Source organism: Rhizobacter sp. J219, assembly GCF_024700055.1.
Classification (GTDB): domain Bacteria; phylum Pseudomonadota; class Gammaproteobacteria; order Burkholderiales; family Burkholderiaceae_C; genus Rhizobacter.
This window is the reverse complement of record NZ_JAJOND010000001.1, coordinates 3,720,159-3,741,569: the sequence shown is the minus strand read 5'-3', so window position 1 is coordinate 3,741,569 and position 21,411 is coordinate 3,720,159. Positions and strand designations below refer to the sequence as shown.

The 21,411-nt window shown below is 69.9% G+C and carries 15 protein-coding genes and 3 pseudogenes; 7 read left to right on the top strand and 11 right to left on the bottom strand.

Annotated elements, in window-relative coordinates; all coding sequences use genetic code 11:
* Nucleotides 1-153 precede the first annotated feature (153 nt).
* On the bottom strand, nucleotides 154-3,630 hold the full coding sequence (locus LRS03_RS17665) for an ATP-binding protein (RefSeq protein ID WP_257827109.1): 3,477 nt from the start codon (nucleotides 3,628-3,630) through the stop codon (nucleotides 154-156).
* A gap of 116 nt (nucleotides 3,631-3,746) precedes the next feature.
* Between LRS03_RS17665 and LRS03_RS17660 the strand changes: the two genes are divergently transcribed.
* A complete protein-coding gene (locus LRS03_RS17660) occupies nucleotides 3,747-4,397 on the top strand; it encodes a restriction endonuclease (RefSeq protein WP_257827108.1) in 651 nt (216 codons plus the stop codon).
* A 24-nt stretch (nucleotides 4,398-4,421) separates the two neighbouring features.
* Here the strand turns inward: LRS03_RS17660 and LRS03_RS17655 are convergent, their stop codons facing one another.
* Complete coding sequence (locus LRS03_RS17655) at nucleotides 4,422-4,553, bottom strand: hypothetical protein (protein ID WP_257827107.1); 132 nt, start codon at nucleotides 4,551-4,553, stop codon at nucleotides 4,422-4,424.
* Between the two features lie 124 nt (nucleotides 4,554-4,677).
* Here LRS03_RS17655 and LRS03_RS17650 point away from each other — a divergent pair, with 124 nt between their 5' ends.
* A complete protein-coding gene (locus LRS03_RS17650) occupies nucleotides 4,678-5,697 on the top strand; it encodes a M14 family zinc carboxypeptidase (protein WP_257827106.1) in 1,020 nt (339 codons plus the stop codon).
* Between the two features lie 13 nt (nucleotides 5,698-5,710).
* On the opposite strand, the gene LRS03_RS17645 is transcribed toward LRS03_RS17650, so the two are convergent.
* Nucleotides 5,711-6,313: an FMN-dependent NADH-azoreductase gene (locus LRS03_RS17645; RefSeq protein WP_257827105.1), complete on the bottom strand. Its 603-nt coding sequence runs from the start codon at nucleotides 6,311-6,313 to the stop codon at nucleotides 5,711-5,713.
* A 114-nt stretch (nucleotides 6,314-6,427) separates the two neighbouring features.
* On the opposite strand from LRS03_RS17645, the pseudogene LRS03_RS27080 reads away from it, so the two are divergent.
* Nucleotides 6,428-7,397: pseudogene (locus tag LRS03_RS27080) on the top strand (LysR family transcriptional regulator).
* A 138-nt stretch (nucleotides 7,398-7,535) separates the two neighbouring features.
* Nucleotides 7,536-8,060 carry a LapA family protein gene (locus LRS03_RS17635; protein ID WP_257827104.1) on the top strand — a complete coding sequence of 175 codons (525 nt, stop codon included), beginning with the start codon at nucleotides 7,536-7,538 and terminating at the stop codon, nucleotides 8,058-8,060.
* A 6-nt stretch (nucleotides 8,061-8,066) separates the two neighbouring features.
* Here LRS03_RS17635 and LRS03_RS17630 read toward each other — a convergent pair whose 3' ends face one another.
* The 3 genes from LRS03_RS17630 to LRS03_RS17620 all read right to left on the bottom strand — a co-directional run bounded on the left by LRS03_RS17630 (nucleotide 8,067) and on the right by LRS03_RS17620 (nucleotide 13,776).
* A complete protein-coding gene (locus LRS03_RS17630; protein WP_257827103.1) occupies nucleotides 8,067-11,189 on the bottom strand; it encodes an efflux RND transporter permease subunit in 3,123 nt (1,040 codons plus the stop codon).
* Between the two features lie 35 nt (nucleotides 11,190-11,224).
* The gene (locus LRS03_RS17625) at nucleotides 11,225-12,397 is read right to left on the bottom strand and encodes an efflux RND transporter periplasmic adaptor subunit (RefSeq protein WP_257827102.1); all 1,173 of its coding nucleotides are present in this window, start codon (nucleotides 12,395-12,397) and stop codon (nucleotides 11,225-11,227) included.
* 266 nt (nucleotides 12,398-12,663) lie between these two features.
* Nucleotides 12,664-13,776, bottom strand: coding sequence for a hypothetical protein (locus LRS03_RS17620; protein WP_257827101.1), 1,113 nt, complete (start codon nucleotides 13,774-13,776; stop codon nucleotides 12,664-12,666).
* 146 nt (nucleotides 13,777-13,922) lie between these two features.
* On the opposite strand from LRS03_RS17620, the pseudogene LRS03_RS17615 reads away from it, so the two are divergent.
* From LRS03_RS17615 to LRS03_RS17605, 3 genes and pseudogenes are all read left to right on the top strand, one after another.
* Nucleotides 13,923-14,489, top strand: a pseudogene (locus tag LRS03_RS17615) (helix-turn-helix transcriptional regulator); the annotation flags it as partial.
* A gap of 154 nt (nucleotides 14,490-14,643) precedes the next feature.
* The gene (locus tag LRS03_RS17610) at nucleotides 14,644-14,892 is read left to right on the top strand and encodes a WYL domain-containing protein (RefSeq protein WP_308296438.1); all 249 of its coding nucleotides are present in this window, start codon (nucleotides 14,644-14,646) and stop codon (nucleotides 14,890-14,892) included.
* Nucleotides 14,893-14,913: 21 nt separating this feature from the next.
* Nucleotides 14,914-15,192 carry a DUF427 domain-containing protein gene (locus LRS03_RS17605; RefSeq protein WP_257827099.1) on the top strand — a complete coding sequence of 93 codons (279 nt, stop codon included), beginning with the start codon at nucleotides 14,914-14,916 and terminating at the stop codon, nucleotides 15,190-15,192.
* A gap of 14 nt (nucleotides 15,193-15,206) precedes the next feature.
* Here LRS03_RS17605 and LRS03_RS17600 read toward each other — a convergent pair whose 3' ends face one another.
* From LRS03_RS17600 to LRS03_RS17580, 5 genes and pseudogenes are all read right to left on the bottom strand, one after another.
* Nucleotides 15,207-16,271: a flavodoxin family protein gene (locus LRS03_RS17600; RefSeq protein ID WP_257827098.1), complete on the bottom strand. Its 1,065-nt coding sequence runs from the start codon at nucleotides 16,269-16,271 to the stop codon at nucleotides 15,207-15,209.
* Between the two features lie 72 nt (nucleotides 16,272-16,343).
* Complete coding sequence (locus LRS03_RS17595) at nucleotides 16,344-17,549, bottom strand: ABC transporter permease (RefSeq protein ID WP_257827097.1); 1,206 nt, start codon at nucleotides 17,547-17,549, stop codon at nucleotides 16,344-16,346.
* A complete protein-coding gene (locus LRS03_RS17590; protein ID WP_257827096.1) occupies nucleotides 17,549-18,286 on the bottom strand; it encodes an ABC transporter ATP-binding protein in 738 nt (245 codons plus the stop codon). Before LRS03_RS17590 ends, LRS03_RS17595 begins: the two co-directional genes overlap by 1 nt.
* A pseudogene (locus tag LRS03_RS17585) lies at nucleotides 18,283-19,604 on the bottom strand (efflux RND transporter periplasmic adaptor subunit). Before LRS03_RS17585 ends, LRS03_RS17590 begins: the two are co-directional and overlap by 4 nt.
* Nucleotides 19,601-20,782 carry an efflux transporter outer membrane subunit gene (locus LRS03_RS17580; RefSeq protein WP_257827095.1) on the bottom strand — a complete coding sequence of 394 codons (1,182 nt, stop codon included), beginning with the start codon at nucleotides 20,780-20,782 and terminating at the stop codon, nucleotides 19,601-19,603. Before LRS03_RS17580 ends, LRS03_RS17585 begins: the two are co-directional and overlap by 4 nt.
* Nucleotides 20,783-21,411 lie beyond the last annotated feature (629 nt).

Here is a 21,411-nt window from a genome sequence, read left to right as displayed (position 1 = left end):
AGCTGTGTCTGGATGTGAAGGCTATCGGCTCACGCCGGGTCGGCATGAACCGAAAAGCAAGCCGTCCGGGCGCCAGTTCGCCATCCGCTCGTGATTCGTGTGACTTTGTTGGCCGGCGCGCGGGATCGCGCGGCTTGACACCCGCGGCGGCCTTCAGGTCGTGACCGAAGTGCCGTCGAGCCAGTGCAGCACGCAGGCGTAGAGACGGCTCGGGGCCACCGGCTTGGAGATGTGGTCGTTCATGCCGGCGGCCAGGCAGACCTCCCGGTCTTCGGCGTAGGCGTTGGCGGTCATCGCAAGGATGGGCAGCAGCTGCCGGTCGGGCAGCTGACGGATGGCGCGCGACGCGTCGAGGCCGTCCATCACCGGCATCTGCACGTCCATCAGCACCAGCGCGTAGTCGTGCGCCTGCACCCGCTCCACCGCTTCGGCGCCGTTGCCCACGACGTCGACGGTGAGCTTCAGGCGGGTGAGTAGCGCGAGCGTGACCTCCTGGTTCACCGGCTCGTCGTCGACCAGCAGCACCCGCGCGCCAGCGTGTCGGGTGGCGATCTCTTCTTCGGGGCGCGGATGGGCGCCGTCGGCATGCTCGGGCAGGGCCGCCGCCACGCGCAGGCGCGCCGTCATCCAGAAGGTGCTTCCCACGCCGGGCGAGCTGCGCACCCCCACGTTGCCGCCCATCAGCGAGGCCAGGCGCTTGGCGATCACGAGGCCGAGGCCGGTGCCGCCGTACCTGCGCGAGGTGGAGTCGTCGGCCTGCGAGAACGACTGAAAGAGCCGCGCCTGCTGTTCGGGCGTGATGCCGATGCCGTGGTCCTGCACCTCGATGTGCAGCATGACCACGTTCTCCGCCGACTGCGCCACGCGCGCACGCAGCAGGATGCGGCCGTGCTCGCTGAACTTGATGGCGTTGCTGAGGAAGTTGAGCAGGATCTGCTCCAGCCGCAGTGGGTCGCCCAGCAGCCGTTGCGGCATGCCGGGGGCGATCTCGGTGGCCAGGCTCAGGCCTTTGGCCAGCGCACGCTCGCGCAGCATGCCCAGGGCGTTGTCGACCACCTCGGCGAGCACGAACTCGCGCTCTTCGAGTTCGAGCCGGTCGGCCTCGATCTTCGACAGGTCGAGGATGTCGTTGATCACGCCCAGCAGGTGATGCGCCGCGGCGCTCACCTTGCTGAGCTGGGTCAGGGCCTGCGGCCGGTCGCGCAGCTCTTCCTGCAGCAGATGGGTGAGCCCGATGATGGCGTTCATCGGCGTGCGGATCTCGTGGCTCATGTTGGCGAGGAAGGCGCTCTTGGCGCGGCTCGCGGCCTCGGCGGCGTTGCGCGCGGCGACCAGGTCGGTGGTGCGCTCGCTGACCAGCTTCTCCAGGTGGTGGCGGTGCGTCTGCAGTTCCTCGCGGGCGGCACGCTCTTCCGTGATGTCGATGAAGGCGCCATGCACCCGCGAGATCACGCCTTCGTGGTTGCGCACCGCGTTGCCGAGCGTGCGCACCCAGATGCGCCGGCCACTCTTGGTGAGGATCTGCATCTCCAGGTCGTAGGCCACACCGCGGCGTGCACAGGCGCTGAAGGCCTGGCGCACCAGCTCGCGGTACTCGGGGGCGTAGAACTCGCCGGCGTCGTCGAGCCGCGGCGAGTAGCCCGGCGGCATCTCGTGGATGATCGCCGCTTCGTCGGACCACACCAGCCGCCGGTCGTTCAAGGTGGCGATCCAGGCACCCATGCGCACCAGACGGCTGGCCATCTTGAGCAGGCTCTCGCTCTCGCGCAGCTTGTCCTGCGATTCGCGCAGGTCGGTGATGTCTTGCACCACGCCGAGGACGCGCGACGGCTTGCCGTCCTTCATCACCACCCGGCCGCGCGAGCGCACCCAGATCGGCCGGTCGTGGGCGGTGACCATCGGGATCTCGACGTCCCACGGCGTGCCGTCGGTGACGGCGGCGGCGACCAGCGGCTCCAGCTGCTCGCGCACGCCGGGGGCGCAGAAGCGCCAGCCTTCGGTCATCGAGAAATGCGAGCCCGGCGGCACGTCGAGCAGCAGGCACATTTCGTTGGACGTGGTGGTCTGGCCTGTCTGGATGTCGAGTTCCCAGCCGGCCACGCGCGCCAGCTCGCCGGTGGCGGACAGCTGTTCCTCGCGTGAGCGCAGCGCCTGCTGCACGCGGTAGGCCTCGGTCACGTCGCTGAACACCAGCACCACGCCCGTCACGCGGCCCTGCGCATCGCGGATGGGCGCCGCGCTGTCGGCGATCTGGTACTCGTGGCCGGAGCGCGACACCAGTGCGGTGTGGTTGGCCAGGCCCACCACCTCGCCGCTGGCGAGCACCTGCTGCACCGGGTCTTGCGCCGGCGTGCGGGAGTCGGCGTTGACGATGCGAAACACGTCGAGCAGCGGCCTGCCCAGCGCTTCGGCGACCGGCCAGCCGGTCAGGCGCTCGGCGGTGGCGTTCATGCGGGTGATGCAGCCCCGGGTGTCGGTGACGATCACCGCGTCGCCGATCGAGTGCAGCGTGGTGGCGAGGTTTTCCTCGCTGTCGCGCAGCGCCCGCTCGGCTTCGGCGCGGGCGCGCAGCATGCTCGCGAAGTCGTCGGCGAGCGCACCGACTTCGCGTGGGGCGCCGGTCAGGTTGAGCTGCGCCAGTGCGTCGGGGTCGGGCGAGACGCTGGCGCGGCGGGCGGCCGCGGCCATTGCCTCCACCGGCCCGCTGGTGCGGCGGGCGATCAGGAAGGCGAGCCCCGCGGCCAGGCTGACCGCCAGCAGGGCGAGCGCGGCGCTCACGAGCGTGCGTTCGCGCACCGGCCCGTACACCGCGTCGACCGGGATGCCCACCGCCGCATGCCAGGTCGTGCCACGCACCGGCACCACGCCGAAGATGCGGTTCACGCCTTCGAAGTCGGGTGACTCGCCGGTGCGGGCCTGGCCGGGCTCCAGCTCGCGGAACCAGCGCAGGTGTGCGAGGCTGCGGCCGATCCACTCCTCGGGCTTCAGGCTGCTGCCGATCACCGCGCCCTTGCCGTCGACGATGCGGGCGAGCGCCCGCGAAGGCAGCTCACCCGGCCCGGGGGCCAGGCGCAGCGTCGTCAGGTCGAGCGACATGGCGATCACGCCGGGGCTTTCCTGGCGGCCGTCGACCTCTTGCATGGGCAGCGGGTAGGAGACCAGCAGGATCCAGCGGTTGGTGAAGACGCCGCGGCTGAGCGGGCCGACGGTGAAGCGGTTGGTCTGCAGCGTCTCCTCCAGCGCCAGGCCGCCGCTCACGCGCATCGGCGTGCCGGGCGGCGGCTCGATCGCGCTGCAGACGCGGTCGCCGTTGCGCTTGACCGAGATGAGGTTGGTGTAGGTCGGGAACAGGCCGCGAAAGCTCTTGAAGAGCGGGTCGCACTGTTGCGGGTCGAGCGAAGAGACACCGGGGCGCTTGGCCAGCAGCGCGAGCAGTCGCTCGGCGTTGGAGATGATGTTCTCGGTCTCGAGTGCCGCGCCGCGGGCCGCGCGCAGGGCCTCGACGGCGGCGCGCTCGGCGTCTTGCTGGGCCTGCGTGATGCCGTTGTAGGCAATCAGCGCCAACAGCGGCAAGGCCGTCGCCAACACCAGCAGGCTCAGGCGTGCGCGGATGGGCAAAGCGTGGCGCATCAGGGCATTTCAGCACGTGCAAAGGGCGCGAGGGCCCGGGCGTGACCACATTGTGGACATGCATTTGCTCGGGTAGCCTGCGGGCTGCAACTACCGAGGGTATTTCCCTCAAGGCGATGGCATCGGCGCAACTGCGGGGCGTCCTGGGTCGGCTGGCCGACGGGATGAAGCGGCTCTTCGAGCGGGTCGGCGAGGTGCCTCCGGCATCGGCCCTGCCCGACACCGAGCTGCTGGAGGGCATTGGCTGGGCCGAGTTCGAGCGCCAGGTGGCGGAGGGTTTTCGCCACCGCGGCTATGCGGTCAGCGAGACCGGCGGCGGGGGCGGCCGCCCGGTCGACATGGTGCTCACCCGCGGCCACGACCGGTTTCTCGTCGATTGCAAACCCTGGCGCACGCTGGCGGTCGGCCCGGCACCGGTGCGCGAGCTGCTGGCGCTGCTGCATTCGCAGGGCGCGGCCGGCGGCTTTGTCGTCAGTTCGGGGACCTTCACCGACGAAGCACGCCAGCTCGCTGACGGCCACAAGGTGCAGCTGATCGACGGCAAGGTGCTGCGCGAGCTGCTCAACACCCGCGACGAGAAGACGCAACCGCTGGTCGCACGACCCGGCGCGCCGTTTCTCGACACCACGCTGCCGCCCTCGGCCTGGCGGCCGAAGGCGCAGCCCTGCCCGCTGTGCGGCGGGGCGATGGAAGAGGCGGAGCGCAGCGGGCGGCGCTTGTTCGCCTGCGTGCACCGGCCGCTGTGCGACGGCGTGCGCGAGCTCTGAGAGGGAAGGCCGAGGGGCTTGGGCTCAGCCGTGGTGCGGCGTACGACGTGCGCTGAAACGCGAACGCCACAGCGCGAAGCACTCGACCAGGCCCCACAGCATCGCGCAGCCGAGCGCAGGGGCGGACACCAGCAGGAAGGGCTTGTGGCGGGTCATGGTGGCGCACCGTAGCGGGCGCCTGTGACAGCGCCGTGTCAGACCAGGCCCTGCCGACCGGATCAACTGTCATATCGCACGGGTAGGCTGGGCACTTGCCCCCACCCTGCCGCCATCGCCTTTCGTGAACCCCGTCCTGCTGCCCGCCCTGGCCGAACTGCAAGGCCTCGTGGAGGCAGGGGGCGCGCACCTGCAGCAGCGGGTGGTGTGCGAGGTGAGGTGCGGTGAGACGCGCCTGCCGGTGCAGGTGATCACCCTCGGCAACCCGGGGCCCGACGTGCCGGCGATCGGCATCTTCGGTGGCGTGCACGGGCTGGAGCGCATCGGCGCCGAGGTGGCGCTCGCCTTCCTGCGCAGCCTGGTGATGCGTCTGCCCTGGGACGGCGTGCTGCACCGCCAGCTCGAGTCGCTGCGCATGGTGTTCATGCCGCTCGTCAACCCGGCCGGCATGGCGCTCGGCACGCGGGCCAACGCCCGCGGCGTCGATCTGATGCGCAACGCGCCGGTCGAGGCGGTCGGGCGGGTGCCGTTTCTCATCGGCGGCCAGCGCCGCAGTGCATCGCTCCCCTGGTACCGCGGCGAGGCCGGTGCGGCCATGGAAGCCGAAAGCGAGGCGCTGTGTCGCGTGGTCGAAGACGAGCTGCTCGGCCGGCCTTTCAGCCTGGCGGTCGATTGCCATTCGGGTTTCGGGCTGCGCGACCGCATCTGGTTCCCGCATGCCCACACGCCGGCGCCCATCGAGCACCTGCCGGAGCTGCTGGCCCTGCAGCACATCCTCGACCAGGCGCTCACCCACCACCGCTACGTGCTGGAGCCGCAAAGCCGCCAGTACCTCGCGCACGGCGACCTGTGGGACCACCTCTACCTGCGCTCGCTTCAGCGGCCGGGCCATGTGTTCCTGCCACTGACGCTGGAGATGGGTTCGTGGTTGTGGGTGAAGAAGAACCCGCGGCAGCTCTTCTCGCGCCACGGGCTCTTCAACCCGCTGATCGAGCACCGGCAGCAGCGCGTGCTGCGCACGCATGTGAACTGGCTCGACTTCATGGCGCGCGCGGTGACGAGCTACCGGCGCTGGGTGCCGCTCGACGACGCGGAGCGCGAGCGGCTGAGGGCCGACGCCCAAGGCCTGTGGTACGGGCCTTGAGCGCCGGCGGCGATCAGGCGCCGACCGTCTCGCCGAACAGCGCCTCGATCTGCGCTGCGGCCGATGCCAGCGCCTTCTGCTCGGCCTCGGGGCCCATCGCCAGGCCTTCGGCGTAGACGAACTCGACGTCGGTCATGCCGAGGAAGCCCAGCACCGCCTTCAGGTACGGCACCTGGCTGTCGGCCGGTGTGTCGCGGTAGATGCCGCCGCGGGCGAGTGCCACGTAGACCTTCTTGCCGGTGAGCAGGCCGACGGCGCCCTTGTCGGTGTACTTGAAGGTGACGCCGGCACGGGCGATGGCGTCGATCCAGTTCTTGAGCGCGGCCGGCACGCCGAAGTTGTACATCGGCACGCCCAGCACCAGCACGTCGGCGGCCTGCACTTCGGCGATCAGCGCGTCGTCCTGCGCCACGCGGGCCGCCTGGGCGGGAGTGCGCTGGGCGGCGGGGGTGAACAGGGCGCCGAGCGTGGCCTCGTCGAGCGCGGGCAGGGGCTGCTTGCCGAGGTCGCGCACGGTCACCTGGGCGCCGGCCAGCCGGGCCACGATGTCACCGGCCAAGCGGGTCGAGTGCGAGCCGGTGGTGCGGGCGCTGGAGTTGATCTGCAGGACGTTCATGGTGGCTCCTTTGGGAAAACGTTTGTCGGTGAAGCCAATGTAGTTATCCCGAAAACAAACCAGAAGACGTCAATCTGGATAACATTGTTCCGCCAAAGCAACGATGAGGACGCCATGAACACGATCGAGCCCAACGACCTGCTGCTCTTTGCGCGCGTGGTGGAAGAGGGCAGCTTCAGCCGGGCGGGCGAGCGCCTGGGCCTGCCGAAGTCGACGGTCTCGCGCCGCGTAGCGGCTTTGGAGACGCAACTGGGTGAGCGCCTGCTTCAGCGCACAACTCGCAAACTCAACCTCACCGATCTCGGCCACAGCCTGCTGGCCCACGCCCGCCAGGTGGCCGACGAGTCCGATGCGGCGGCCGCGCTGGCCCAGCACCGGCAGGTCGAGCCCAGCGGCCGCCTGCGGGTGTCGATGCCGGGCGACATGGCGACCGGGGTGCTGAGCCATGTGATGTCGGCCTTCGTGGCGCGCTACCCGGCGATCTCGCTGGAGGTGGACCTGTCGCCGCGCCGGGTCGACCTGATCGGCGAGAACTTCGACCTCGCCATCCGCATGGGCGAGCTGGCCGACGACGCGACACTGGCCGCCCGCCTGCTGGCCGACCTGTCGCAGGGGCTGTACGCCTCGCCGGCCTACCTGGCGCGGCGCGGCACGCCTTCGGAGCCCGAGGCGCTGATGGAGCACGACACGCTGCAGATCCTGTCGCGCCAGGGCGAGCCCCAGCCCTGGGTGCTGGAGCGCGAGGGCCAGCGCTGGGAGGGCATCGCGCCGGCGCGGGCGCGGGCCAATTCACCGGAGCTTCCTGATCCGCATGGCGCTGGCCGGCGTCGGCATCGCGATGGTGTCGGACCACTTTGCCGAGGTGCACGTGAAAAGCGGCGAGCTGGTCCCGCTGCTGGTCGACTGGTACCCGCCGAGCGTGCAGGCCTGGGCGGTGTTTCCGGGCCGTCGGCTGATGCCGGCGCGCACGCGGGTGTTCCTCGATGCGCTGGCGGCCGAGTTCACCGGGCCGGCCTGCCAGGCGGCGAAGGAGCGGCACGAGGGCTTGCGCACGCTCGCGCGCAGCGGGACGATCCCGGCCTGAGCGCCGGGTGGCCCCTGCGGCCGGCACGGTGGCCGCCGGGTTGCCGGAGCGGTCCCGCACGCGGATCCGCGCCCGTCCTACAGCCCCGCCGCGGGGCCCCGCCTAGGCTGTGCCTCAGCTTTGCTGAAGGAGACCCCCATGCTTCGCGCCCTTGCCCTGTTTGCCGTCGTGGCCCTGATCGGCCTGTTCGCGCTGCTGAACTGGACCGCGTTCACCACCCCCACCACCCTGTCGCTGCTCGTCACCGACGTGCAGGCCCCGCTCGGCCTGATCATGCTGGGGCTGGCGGTGGTGATCACGCTGCTCTTCACGATGTGGGCCATCTCGCTGCAGGCCTCGACGCTGATGGAGGCTCGCCGCCTCAACCGCGAGCTGCAGGCGCAGCGCGAGCTCGCCGACAAGGCCGAGGCCTCGCGCTTCGTCGAGCTGCGCAGCTATGTGGGGGCGGAACTGCAGCGCTCGGTGGCCTCGGCGAACCGGGGCCACGAGGAGCTGCTCTCGCGCCTGACCCACCTGGAAGGCGCCCTGCGTCTGGCGCTGGAGCAAAACGCCAACTCGGTGGCGGCGAGCCTCGGCGAATTCGAGGACCGGCTGGAGCGGGGCGAGCTGCCGCCGCCCGAGATCACGTCTCGTGGCGACGGCATTCCGCCGTTGCGGCGCTGAGCCTCGTCACTTCCCTTCGTCGGCCACCGGCCGGGCCAGCGGCAGCGGGTCCGCGTGATGATCGTGGTGATGGTGACGCTTGGTGTGCTTCGACACCCACTGCTCCACGTCGTCGACGAAGGTGAACACCACCGGGATCACCAGCAGGCTCAGGAAGGTCGAGGTGATCAAGCCGCCGATCACCACGATGGCCATCGGTGAACGGAAGCTCGGGTCCACGCCCAGGCCGATGGCGATGGGCATCATGCCGGCGCCCATCGCGATCGTCGTCATGACGATGGGGCGCGCGCGCTTGTGGCAGGCGTCGAGGATGGCGTCCCAGCGGTTCAGGCCGTGCTCGCGTCGCGCGAGGATCACGTAGTCGATCAGCAGGATCGAGTTCTTCGTCGCGATGCCCATCAGCATGATGAGGCCGATCATCGAGGGCATCGACAGCGCGGTGTTGGTGAGGAAGAGCGCGAGGAAGGCCCCCGGGATCGACAGCACCAGCGCCACCAGGATGGTGGCCGGCTGCACGAAGTCCTTGAACAGCAGCACCAGCACGATGTAGATGCACAGCACGCCGGTGGCCATGGCGAGCAGGAAGCCCGACACCAGCTCGCCCATCGCCTCGGCGTCGCCCACCTCGGTCTGTGTCACGCCGGACGGCAGGTTCTTCAGGCTCGGCAGGTTGAGCGCCTGCTCCTGCACCTGGCCGAGCGGCTGCTGGTTCAGCTCGATCTCGAAGTTGACGTTGCGGCGGCGGTCGAAGCGCGCGATCTCGGCGGGGCCGCTCGAGATCTCGATCGTGGCCACGTTGGACAGCGGCACCGGGCCGCGGGCGCCCGGCACGGGCAGTCGCGAGAGCACTTCGATGTCCTGCCGGCCGGCGTCCGACAGCTTCACCACCACTGGCACCTGGCGCTCGGAGAGGTTCATCTTCGCGAGACCCTGGTCGTAGTCGCCGGCGGTCGCGATGCGCAGCGTGTCGGCGATCGCCGCCGAGGTGACGCCGAGGTCGGCCGCGCGGGCGAAGTCGGGCCGCACCACCAGCTCGGGCCGCACCAGGCTCGCGGTCGAGGTGACCGCGCCGATGCCGGGGATGGTGCGCAGCTCGCGCTCCACCAGCGCCGCATGCTGGGCCAGCACGCGGCCGTCTTCGCCGGCCAGCACCAGCACGTATTTCTCGCTGGAGGCGCCCAGGCCCACCTTGACGCGCGCACCGGGCAGCACTTCGAGCGCGGTGCGCAGCTGGCTTTCGATGTCCTGCTTGCTGATGCCCTTGCGGTCGTTGCGATGGGTCATGTTGATCGTCAGCACCGCCTTGCGCACCTCGGCCGCGCCCTGCGGGGCGAACGGGTCGGCACCGGCGCTGCCGCCGCCGATCGCGGTGTAGACCATCTTGATCTGCGGGTTCTGCTGCACGATCTCGCGTGCCTGTTCGGCCAGCGCGTAGGTGTCCTTGAAGGTGCTGCCAGGCGGCAGCGTCACGGTCACCTGCGTCTGCGAGAGGTCATCCGGCGGGATGAAGCCGGTGGGCAGGAGCGGCACCAGCATGATCGAGCCGACGAGGAACACCGTCGTGCCGACCATCGTCCACAGGCGGTGGCGCAGGCACCACGCGGCCCACTTCATGTAGATCGTCAGCCACCGGGCTTCCTTCTCCTCATGCTTCGGCTTCTTGAGGATGTAGGCCGCCATCATCGGGGTGAGCATGCGCGCGACGACGAGCGAGAAGAACACCGCGATCGCCGCCGTCCAGCCGAACTGCACGAAGAACTTGCCGGGGATGCCGCCCATGAAGGCCGTCGGCAGGAACACCGCGATCAGCGTGAAGGTGGTGGCGATCACCGCCAGGCCGATCTCGTCGGCCGCCTCCATCGCCGCCTGGAAGGGCGTCTTGCCCATGCGCAGGTGGCGGGTGATGTTCTCGATCTCGACGATGGCGTCGTCGACCAGGATGCCGACCACCAGCGACAGGCTGAGCAGCGTGACCACGTTGACGGTGAAGCCCATCGCGTGCATCACCGCGAAGGTCGGGATCGCCGACAGCGGCAGGGCCACCGCCGACACGAAGGTGGCGCGCAGGTCGCGCAAGAAAAGCCACACCACCAGCACCGCGAGCAGCGCGCCCTCGTACAGCAGCTTCATCGAGCCGTCGTAGTTCTCGATCACCGGGTCGACGAAGTTGAAGGCCTCGGTGATGGTGATGTCGGGGTGCTCGGCCTTGAGCTTCTCAAGCGCGGCGCGCACGCCTTCGGTGACATCGATCTCGCTCGCGCCGCGCGAGCGCACGATCTCGAAGCTGACCACCGGCTTGCCGTTGAGCAGCGCCGCCTGGCGCCGCTCGGCCACCGTGTCGCTCACCTTCGCGATGGCGTCCAGGCGCACGTGGCGGCCGTCGGAGAGCGTCACCTCCATCGCGCCCAGCTCCTGCGCCGTCTGCACGGTGGCGAGCGTGCGCACCGACTGTTCGGCGCCGCCCAGGTCGGCGCGGCCGCCCGAGGCTTCCTGCTGGATCTGGCGCAGCTGGCGCGAGACATCGGCCGCGGTGATGTTGAGCGCCAGCATGCGTGCCGGGTCGAGCTCGACGCGCACCTCGCGCGAGACACCGCCCACGCGCGTGACGGCGCCCACGCCGCTGACGGCCAGCATGGTCTTGCTGACCTGGTTGTCGATGAACCACGAGAGCGCCTCGTCGTCCATGCGGGTGCTGGCGACGGTGTAGGTGAGGATCGGCGTGCCGGCGAGGTTGACCTTCTGGATCACCGGGTCGCGCAGGTCGGAGGGCAGGTCGGAGCGCACCCGCGAAACCGCATCGCGCACGTCGTCGAGCGCCTCCTGCGTGGGCTTTTCCAGCCGGAATTCGGCGGTGAGGATCGCGGTGCCGTCCTGCAGCGTGGTGTAGATGTGCTTCAGGCCCTGCACGGTGGCGAGCGAGTTCTCGATCTTGCGCGCGACCTCGGTCTCCATCTGCGCCGGCGAGGCGCCGGGCAGGGAGGCCGTCACCGTGACCATCGGCAGGTCGATGTCGGGGAAGTTCTGGATCTTCATCGCCTTGAACCCGAGCAGGCCTGCCAGGGTCAGCATGATGAAGAGGAGGATGGCCGGCGTCGGGTTGCGGATCGACCAGGACGAGACGTTGATCATGGGTCAGCCTTCGTGTTGCGGCGCTTGCTGGGGCGTCACTTCTTCGCCGCGACGGGCTTGACGGCCGTGCCGGGGGCGGTGGCGGGCGGTGTGGCCTCGACCACCCGCACCACGTCGCCCTCGGCGAGGAAGCCGCCGCCCGAGGCGACCACCTTGGTCTGCGCATCCAGGCCGCTCGTGATCTCGATGCGCTCGCCGACGCGCCGGCCCACGCCGACCTTGGCCTGCGTCACCTTGCTGTCGGGCCCGACCTTGAGCACGTAGTTGAAACCGTCGCGCAGCACCACCGCGCTTTGCGGCAGCGTGAGCGCCTCGCTTTGGCCGATGTCGAACTCGCCGCGCGCGTACATGCCGGCCTTCACCTCGGGCGTGGCGTTGAGGTCGACGTAGACGATGCCGTTGCGCGTCTGCGCATCGACGGTCGGCGCGACCATGCGCACCTTGCCGGTGACGGGCGCCGCGGTGTTGGTCGCCACCACGCTCGCCGCCATGCCCGGCTTCAGACGGGCGAGGTCGGCCGACGGCACCTCGGCACGCCACTCAAGGCGACCCTGGCGGATCAGGCGGAACAGCTCCTGCCCGGCCGGCAGCACCGCGCCGACGGTGGCGCTGCGCGACGAGATGACGCCGCTGTCGGGTGCGACCACCTGGGTCTGCGCCAGGCGCAGCTGCTGCACCTTGAGCGCGGCGCGTGTCGCTTCGAGGCGCGCCTGGGCGGTGCGCTCGGCCGTCAGGTAGTTGTTGATCTGCTGGCCCGAGAGCGCACCGGCCGGGCCCAGCTCGCGGGCGCGCTGCGCATTGGCGGCCGCCTCGCCGAGCATCGCCTCGGCCTCGGCGACGGCGGCCTTCGACTGGGCCACGTCGGCCTGCACCGTGTCGGACGCGAAGACGGCCAGCACCTGGCCCTTCTTCACCACGTCGCCCACGTTGGCACGCACTTCGGCCAGCCGCAGGCCGTTGGCCTCGGTGCCCACGCTCGCCTCCTGCCAGGGGGCGATGTTGCCGTTGGCGCTGATCTTCATCGGCAGCTTGGCGGTCTGCGCCTGGGTCACCGTCACGGTGAGAGCCGCCTTCGCCGGGGCCGCGGTGGCCTTGGGGTCCTTGGCGTCTTTCTTGGGTTCATCGGCGGCGCGCACGCCCAACCCGTAGAGGGCGACGAGCAAGAGGGCCAGGGCGGGCAGCAGGACGGTCTTGGGGCGCAGGGTCATGATGGTGTCGAGGCAAGGCGTCGCCGGCACGGGGCGAGGCGCGATGCTGACACGGCCCTGCTGACAACCGGGTGTCAGCAAGGAGACCAAGCCAATGCCGCGCCTGCGCACATGCAGGCTGTGTGGGTACTGCGTTTCGAACAGGGACGCGCGTCGGTGCGGGTGGCGCGACCGACGCTGCGCGGCGTGAACGCGGGATGGTAAACCCGAGTGCGGGACCCTGCAGCGCGCTCCCGCGCGCCGAGGTCGGGCGTCTTCACATCTTCTTAATGCAGCAATGACAGCTGGCGGGCTGGCTGCGCCGAGCGTTGGCGCAGCACGGCGTGCGGCACGTAGCCACGGCTGTCGAGGTTCCAGCCCTCGGTGGCGGCCTCGTCGGCGACCTGCTGCACGTGCGTCGTGCCGAGCTTGCGGGCACTGGCGCGGGCGACCACGTTTTCGCACTGCTCGGGGCTCAGCAGGCTGGCAAAGGCCGTCCAGCGCTGCAGCGCGAGCGGGTTGCGCCAGGCGTCTTCGATCGCCCAGCGGGCGGAAACGCCCTCGGCACCGCGCGCTTCGAGCACCCGCGGCAGCAAGGCGTGGAAGAAGGTCTGGAAGGCCCGGCGCACGGCCTTGCCGGGCAGCAGGTCTTCGATGCGCGCGATGCGGTGGCTCCAGCCGGGCACCAGCAACTGCTGGCTGATGAAGGCCTGCAGCGCCTGGGCCGGGTTGAAGAGGCGCAGGCGGTTGGGCGGCAGCACCAGCAGCGGCAGCGCGCAGGCCTCGGCGTGCGGCAGCGGCTCGACGAAGCTGCACAGCGTGGCCACCCGCGACCACTGCGCCGCGTTGAGGCCGCCGATGCCGCCAAGCTGGCCTTCCTCGATCAGCCGGGCAAAACGCTGGGCGTCACGGAAGCCGTGCGCCGCCTTGGCGTGGTTGGCCTTGGTGCTGATGACGGCCAGGTTGCCGGCGGCGTAACCGGCGTCGCTGCGCACGCGGTCGATGGACGCATCGCTGCCTTCCAGCGTGGCGCTGCTGAGCGCGACACGGGTGATGGGGCAGTGCGTCACGTCGATCTGCTGCAGGTAGTGCGGTGTCACCTGCACCAGCTCGACACTGCGGCCGCGCAGCCAGGCGTTCAGGCGCAGCTGCAGCCACTTGCGCACATGGCGCGTCGGCTCCAGCGTGCGGCGGCCGAAGGTGGCCTGGCCGGCGAGCCAGCCGTTGCGCAGCGCCGACGGCTCCTGCGCGTAGGGCGCGGGCGGCGTGACGGCGTGATGGGCGTAGTCCCAGCCCAGCTCGAAGCCGATCTGCTCGTGCGTGGTGAGGGTGGTGGTGGCGTGCTGCAGTTCGAAGCTGATCTGCTCGATCCTGGCGGGGGATTTCAGTTCGGTCGTCATGGGTGTTCTCCGTTGCGGTGAAGCCAGTGTGGCGACCGGGTGGCTCATCAAATGAGCCAGTGGAGGCTGTGGTGGGGGTGCATCAGCGGCTATGCTCGCGGCCGGTGGCTCATCTGGTGAGCCTGTGGCTTGAGATACGAGAACACATGGACCGGACCGAACGTTTCTACAAGATCGAGCGCCTGCTGCGCGCCCGCGGGTGCGTGAGCTTCGCGGCGCTGCAGGAGGAGCTCGACGTATCGCCGGCCACGCTCAAGCGCGACCTGCAGTACCTGCGCGACCGGCTCGACGCCCCCATCGTCTACGACCGCTTCGACAACGGCTACCGCTTCGAACAGGACGCGCGGCACGAGTTGCCCGGCATGTGGTTCAACGAGAAGGAGATCACCGCCCTGCTCACGATGCACCAGCTGATGTCGGGGCTCGACGACGACGGCGTGCTGTCGCGCCACCTGCAGCCGCTGATCGACAAGCTGCAGGGCATGCTGGGCGGCGACGAGGGCGAGTCGCGCCAGCTGATGCGGCGCGTGAAGCTCATCTCGACCGCCCGCCGCCGTGCGCCGAGCCGCCACTTCGAGCTGCTGGGGGGCGCGCTGGTGCAGAAGAAGCGCGTGTGGCTGCGCTATTTCAAGCGCAGCGACCGCAGCGAGAGCGAACGCGAAGTGTCGCCGCAGCGCCTGGTGAACTACCGCAACACCTGGTACCTCGACGCCTGGTGCCACGCGAGCGAAGGTCTGCGCCGCTTTGCGCTCGATGCCATCCGCGAGGCAAAGCTCCAGGACACCAAGGCCCGCCAGGTGCCGCTGAAGGAACTGGAAGCCGAGTCTCGACGCTGGCTACGGCATCTACAGCGGCGCCGGCGCCAAGGTGAAGTGGGCCACGCTCGTCTTCAACGCCGATGCGGCGCAGTGGGTGGCGGTGGAGGAGTGGCACCCCGAGCAGCAGGGCCGCTGGCTCGACGATGGCCGCTACGAGCTGCGCGTGCCGTACAGCGACCCGACCGAACTCGTGATGGATGTGCTGCGCCATGGTGATTCGGTGGTGGTGGCGGGCGACAAAGCCCTGGCCGGCCTGATCTCGCAGCGGCTGCAGCGCGCGGCCACGCAGTACGCTTGATGCCTGTCACAAGGAGAACGCATGAAAGCCACCTGGAACGGCGTGACGATCGCCGAGAGCGACGACACCGTGGTCGTCGAAGGCAACCACTACTTCCCCGAGAGCAGCCTGAAGCGCGAGTACGTGAGCTTCAGCAACCACCGCACGAGTTGTGCGTGGAAGGGCCAAGCGCACTACTACAGCCTGTTCGTCAACGGCGAGATGAACCCCGATGCGGTCTGGTACTACCCCGAGCCGAGCGAGGCGGCGGCGCAGATCAAGGGTCGGGTGGCGTTCTGGAAGGGTGTGAAGGTCGAGTGACGATCGCCTGACGATCACTTGGCCCGAGCACGCTCAAGCGCAGGCGGCGTGAGCCGGCCCGCGCGCAGCTCGCCCACGGCATGCGCCACGGCGCGGGCGACGTTGCGCACCTCCTGCTCGAAGGCGCTGTCGCGGTGGAGCGCGTCGTGGCTGTTGAAGTAGGGTTCGTAGTAGCCCACGTAGCGGTCGAGCCGGGCTTGCGCGCTGGCGTCGATGAAGCCCATCCAGTCGAGCCAATCGCTGAGGGCGCGGCGCGTGCCTTCGATGCCGGCCACGTCACCGTGTACCACCAAGCCGTAGGCGCGGCCGGCCAGGTGCTGGGGGTAGTGCCAGCCCCCGGCTTCGATCTGCTTGGCGAGCGCCGCCTTCTTGCCCTGCGTGAGGGTCGGGTCGGGGTTGCCACCGTCGGCGCAGACCAGCCGGTCGATCATCAGCTTGAGCACGCTCGGGCTCTGGTACCAGTGCACCGGTGTCGCGATGATCACGGCGTGGGCCGACACCCAGCGCTCGTAGATCTCGGCCATCCAGTCGTTGGTCTGGCCGGTGGCGTGGTTGGGGTAGCAGCTGCAGGGCCAGTGGCACAGCGGCATCGCGGTCGACACGCAGCCCTTGCAGGGGTGGATGTGGCGGTCGTAGTCGGAGGTGATGAGGCTCAGGTCGAGCTTGTCGACGTCGATCTGGCGGGCGGCCAGCTCCTGCTGCAGCCAATGGTTGATGCGCCAGGTCTTGGAGATCTCGCCCGGGCAGGTGCCGTCGTTGCGCGGTGAGCCACAGACGACGAGCACGCGCGAGGGCGTGGCCGCATCGGCCCAGCGCATTTGCGCCGCGTCGAGCTTGCCTTTCGCCTCGCGCCATTCGTCCGACAGGTCGTAGTCCGGATTCGCAAAACCCGGCCCCGCCTTGTGCGTGTGCGGCGCCTTGCGGCCCTCGTCGTAGGCCTCCCACGCGATCTGTTCGAGCCGCGCCAGCGCCTCGTCTTCCCGGCGATACGCCGGGTCGATGAAGCGGGCGCGGAAGCGGCGGCCGAAGGCGCTTCGGTCGAGGGGTGGCGGCGCTTGGCCGGTGCGGACATCGGACATGCGAGGCACTCTAGGAGCGCCGCCGCGCGCGGCGTGTCGGACGACGGCTTGTTGGCCTGTCGTCCGGGGCCCTCACTCGTGCCGCAGCGCGTCGATCGGGTCGAGCTGCGCCGCACGCCGTGCCGGCACGTAGCCGAACACCACGCCGATGGTGGCCGAGAACACGAAGGCGAGCAGGTTGATGCCGGCGTCGAAGACATAGGGCACGGCCATCACCTGCGCCAGCACGATGGACGCGACGGTGGCCAGCGCAATACCCACCAGACCGCCGAGCGCCGCCAGCACCACCGCTTCGATCAGGAACTGCGCCAGCACCTCGCGCTCCAGCGCGCCGATGGCCAGGCGCAGGCCGATCTCGCGGGTGCGCTCGGTCACGCTGACCAGCATGATGTTCATGATGCCGATGCCGCCCACCAGCAGGCTCACCGCGGCCACGGCGCCGAGCAGCGTGGTCATCACCTGCGTGGTGCCCGAGAGCGTGTCGGCGAGCTGCTTGGTGTCGAGCACGTTGAAGTTGTCATCGTCGGCCTCGGCGAGCTTGCGGCGTTCGCGCAACAGGGTGTTGAGGCTGGCTTTCACGCTGTCGGGGTTGGCGCCGTCCTGCATCGAGACGAGCAGGGTGTTGACGCGCTGGTTGCCCGTCACGCGGCGCTGCAGCGTGCGCAGCGGCACCACGACCACGTCGTCCTGGTCGTTGCCCATCGCGGCCTGGCCCTTGGAGGCCAGCTCGCCGATCACGGTGCACGAGAACTGCTTGATGCGCACCCTCTCGCCGAGGGCCTCGCGGCTGCCGAAGAGCTCGCGCTTGACGGTCTGGCCGATCAGGCAGACGGCGCCACCGGCCTGCAGCTCTTCGTCGGCGAAGCGGCGGCCGCTGGCGAGCGTCCAGTTGCTGACGTCGAACCAGTCGTTGGTAGTGCCGGTGATGCCGGTCGTCCAGTTCTTGCCGTTGGCGACGACCGTGGTGCTGGTTCGTGCCTCGGGCGCGACGGCGCGGATGCCGCCGATCTGCGTGGCGACGATCTGCGCGTCGGCTTCCTTGAACGAGGGCGCGCCACCGCCGCCGCCGGGGCCGAGGCGCTGCCCGGGGCGCACCATCAGGAGGTTGGTGCCCAGGCTGGAGATCTGGTTCTGAACCGCGAGCGTCGCGCCGTTGCCGAGCGTGACCATGGTGATGACGGCGCTCACGCCGATCACGATGCCGAGGATGGTGAGGAAGGAGCGCAGCAGGTTGCGCCGGATCGAGCGCAGCGCAAGCAGCAGCGAGCTGAGCAGCATCAGTGCGCCTCCTCGGCGACGCGCGGCTTGACGGGTGTGGGCGAGACGTTGACCGTGTCGCTCTCCACCCGGCCGTCGACGAAGCACACGATGCGCCTGGCATAGGCCGCCATGTCGGGCTCGTGGGTGACCATGAGGATGGTGATGCCCCGCTCGGTGTTGAGGCGGCACAGCAGCTCCATGATTTCCTGGCTGCGCTGGGTGTCGAGGTTGCCGGTGGGCTCGTCGGCGAGCAGCACGGTCGGGTTCGTCACGATCGCACGCGCGATCGCCACGCGCTGCTGCTGGCCGCCCGAGAGTTCACCCGGTGTGTGCGTCTCGCGGCCGGTGAGGCCGACCGAGGCGAGCGCCTGGGCCGCAGCCGCATGCCGTTCCTGCGCGGGCACGCCGCGGTAGAGCAGCGGCAGCTCCACGTTCTCGATCGCGCTGGTGCGCGGCAGCAGGTGGAAGCCCTGGAACACGAAGCCGAGGTACTTGCGGCGCAGCAGCGCCCGCTGGTCGCGGCTCAGGTGCTCGACGTGCGTGCCCTTGAAGAGGTACTCGCCTTCGGTCGGTCGGTCGAGCAGGCCGAGGGTGTTCATCGCGGTCGACTTGCCCGAGCCGCTCGGGCCCATCACCGCGACGAACTCGCCGGCCTGGATGGTCAGGTCGACGCCCTTGAGCGCCCACAGCGCGGCTTCGCCTTCACCATAGAGGCGCTTGACACCCTTGAGCTGGATCAGCGGTGCGTCGCTCATTTCACCGCCGTGCGTTGTTCGGTGATGACCTGCAGGCCTTCCTGCAGCCCCTCGCCGCTGACCTCGGTCATGCGGCCGTCGGTGATGCCGGTGGTCACCTGCAGCGGCGTGGGCTTGCCGTCCTTCAGCACCCAGAGCTGCTTCTGGGCCGCGCCCGGGCCTGCGCCTTCGGATCCGTTGCCGCCGCGGCGCTGGCTGGTGCCGCGCGGCATGCGCGGCATCAGGCTGCCGACGATGCTGCCGCCGCTGCCCTGGCCCTGCGCTTTCTGGCCGGGTTGGGCCGGCGTGAAGCGCAGCGCGGTGTTGGGCACGAGCAGCACGTTCTGCCGCTCGGTGGCGGTGATGGTGGCGGTGGCCGTCATGCCGGGGCGCAGCGTGAGGTCGGCGTTGTCGACGTCGAGGTAGGTGACGTAGGTGACGACGTTCTCGGTGATGGTGGAGCCATAGGCCACGCGCGTGATGGTCGCGGGGTAGCGGCGGCCGGGGTAGGCGCTGACGCTGAAGTTGGCCTTCTGGCCGACCTGCACCGAGCCGACATCGGCCTCGTCGACGTTGACCTGCAGGCGCAGCCGGGCCAGGTCTTCGGCGATGGTGAAGAGCGTGACGGCCTGCAGCGAGGCGGCCACCGCGTTGCCGGGGTCGACGTTGCGGGTGAGCACCACGCCGTCGGTCGGGGCACGGATCGAGGCCTTGCGCAGGTTGGTCTCGTCGGTGGAGAGCGCGGCCTGCGCATCGGCGACGGTGGCACGTGCGCTGGCCTCGTCAGCCTGGGCCCGTTCGAGGGTGGCACGGCCGGTGTCGAGCTTCGGCCTTCGAGGGCACCTTGCCGCCGGACAGGCGCGCCACTTCTTCCAGGCGTGCGAGGTTGCCCTGCGCTTCTTTCAGCGTGGCGCTGGCTTGGGCGACCCGGGCGCGGGCCGAAGCCAGAGTGGCGCGCGAACGCAGGATCTGGTCGGACAGCTTGGCGGTGTCGAGTCTCGACCAGCACCTGGCCCTTTTTCACGCGGTCGTTCACGTCGACCAGCACGCGGGCGACGGTGCCCGAGAGTTCGCTGCCGATGTTGACCGAGCGGGTGGGCTGCAGGGTGCCGTTGGCGGTGACCTGCAGGCGCAGGGTGCCGCGCGTCACCGGCTGCGTGGCGAAGGTGGGGGCGGCACTGGCTTCGCGGCTCGATTGCCACCACGCCAGGCCACCGGCGACGGCGATGAGGGCCGCTGCGATGAGCCAGGTGCGCGGCTGGCGCCACCAGGGGCGGGGCGGGGGCTGGTCAAGCAAGGCTTGCAGTTCCTCGGGATTGGCGTGCGGGCTGCGGCTCATGAGGGCTTGCCTTCGTTGTCTTGTTGGGGTTGCCAGCCGCCGCCGAGCGCCTTATAGAGACGCACATGGTCGGCGCTGAGTTCCGCCTGGGTGCTGGCCAGGCTGTCCTGGGTGCTGAGCAGCGAGCGCTGCGTCTCCAGCACGACCTGGAAGTCGACCAGGCCGCTGCTGTAGCGTTGGCTGGCCAGCAGCGCCGCCTGCTCGGCCGATTCGCTCGCGCTTTGCAGACGTTGCAGGCGCTCGCGGTTGCCGCGCAGCGCGACGAGGGCGTCTTCCACTTCCTGCAGCGCGTTGAGCACCACGGCCTGGTAGTTGACGCGGGCGTTCTCGAGTGCGGCCTCTTGCGAGCGCACCTGGGCCTTGGCGGCACCGCCATCGAAGAGCGGCACCGACACGCTGCCGAGCAGCGCACTCACCACCGAGCCGCCGCCGGTCAGCCCGCTCAGGGCGAGCGCCGACAGGCCGACCGAGCCGCTGAGGTTGAAGCTCGGGTAGCGCGCCGCATCGGCCTGCGACACCCGCGACAGGGCGGCCGAGACCTGCTGCTCGGCCACGCGCACGTCGGGGCGCTGGCGCAGCGTCTGCGCGGGGATGCTCAGGGCCAATTCGCCCGAGGGCATGGGCACGGCGACGGCCTGGGCCAGCGGCTCGCGCAGGGCGGTCGGTGGCTGGCCGGTCAGCACGGCCAGCGCGTGCTCGGTCTGGGCGACGCTGGTTTCGAGCGACGGGATCTGGGCGCGTGTCTGCTCGGTGGCGGTGCGGGCCTGCGAGAGGGCGAGCGAGGTGTCGAGGCCGGCCTGCACGCGCCAGTCGGTGATCTGCAGCGTTTCCTGCTGGGTGGCGAGGTTGCGGCGGGCGATGTCGAGCCGGGTCTGCAGGCCGCGCAGCTGCACATAGGTGACCGCCACCTCGGCGGCGACCGAGACCTGGGTGTTGGCCAGGCTCGCCTGGCTGGCCTGTGCCTCGGCCTCGGCGGCGGAGGCGTCGGCGCGTTTGCCACCGAACACATCGGGTTCCCAGCTGGCGTCGAAGCTGGCCTGGTAGCGGCTGCCTGACGGGGCGTCGCCGGTCTTGCTGCGTTGCGCACTGGCCGAGGCACCGAGGTTGGGGCCCAGGTTGGCGTTTTCCACGTCGCGCAAGGCACGTGCCTGGGCCAGCGCGGCTTGCGCGCTGCGCACGGTGGTGTTGGCCTGCAGCGCCTGGGTGACGAGCGAATCTCAGCATTGGGTCGTCATACCGCTGCCACCAGGCGGCGAGCGCCGTTGGTGTCGTCGACGTCGGGGTCGAAGACCATTGCCCCGGCACGGCCACTTGCGGAAGTGGTTCGTTGCGGGCGGTGAGCGATGCGCATCCGCCGAGCGCGAGTGCACACGCCAGCGCGGTGAGAGGAAGGACGCGTGATGGCATGACGCCACTGTCTCGCGTGCGTGTGATGGGGGCGCTTCGCTCGCGTCAACGCTTTGTAAAGATGGCTCGCTGCGAGAGGGGCTTATGCGGTTTGCGTTCTGTGATGGGTGGATTTCATCGGGCTGAGCGGGCGCGCGGCGGCGGGGTGTCGCATTGCGCTCATGTCCTCCTTCCCGAACCCTCCCGGGTTCAGGAATTCCCCCTTTACTTCGCTCCGTGCGACACCCCGCCACCGCGCGCTGGCACCGTGGTCGCATGCCACCTCTTCGAAGGGCAGTGGGTCTCGCGTGTCTGGCGTGGGGTGAGGGGCGGAGTTAAGTGAAGGGGGAATTCATTGACCCGGGAGGGTCAATGAAGGAGGACATGAACGCAGCCCCTCACCCCACGCCAGGCACGCCGC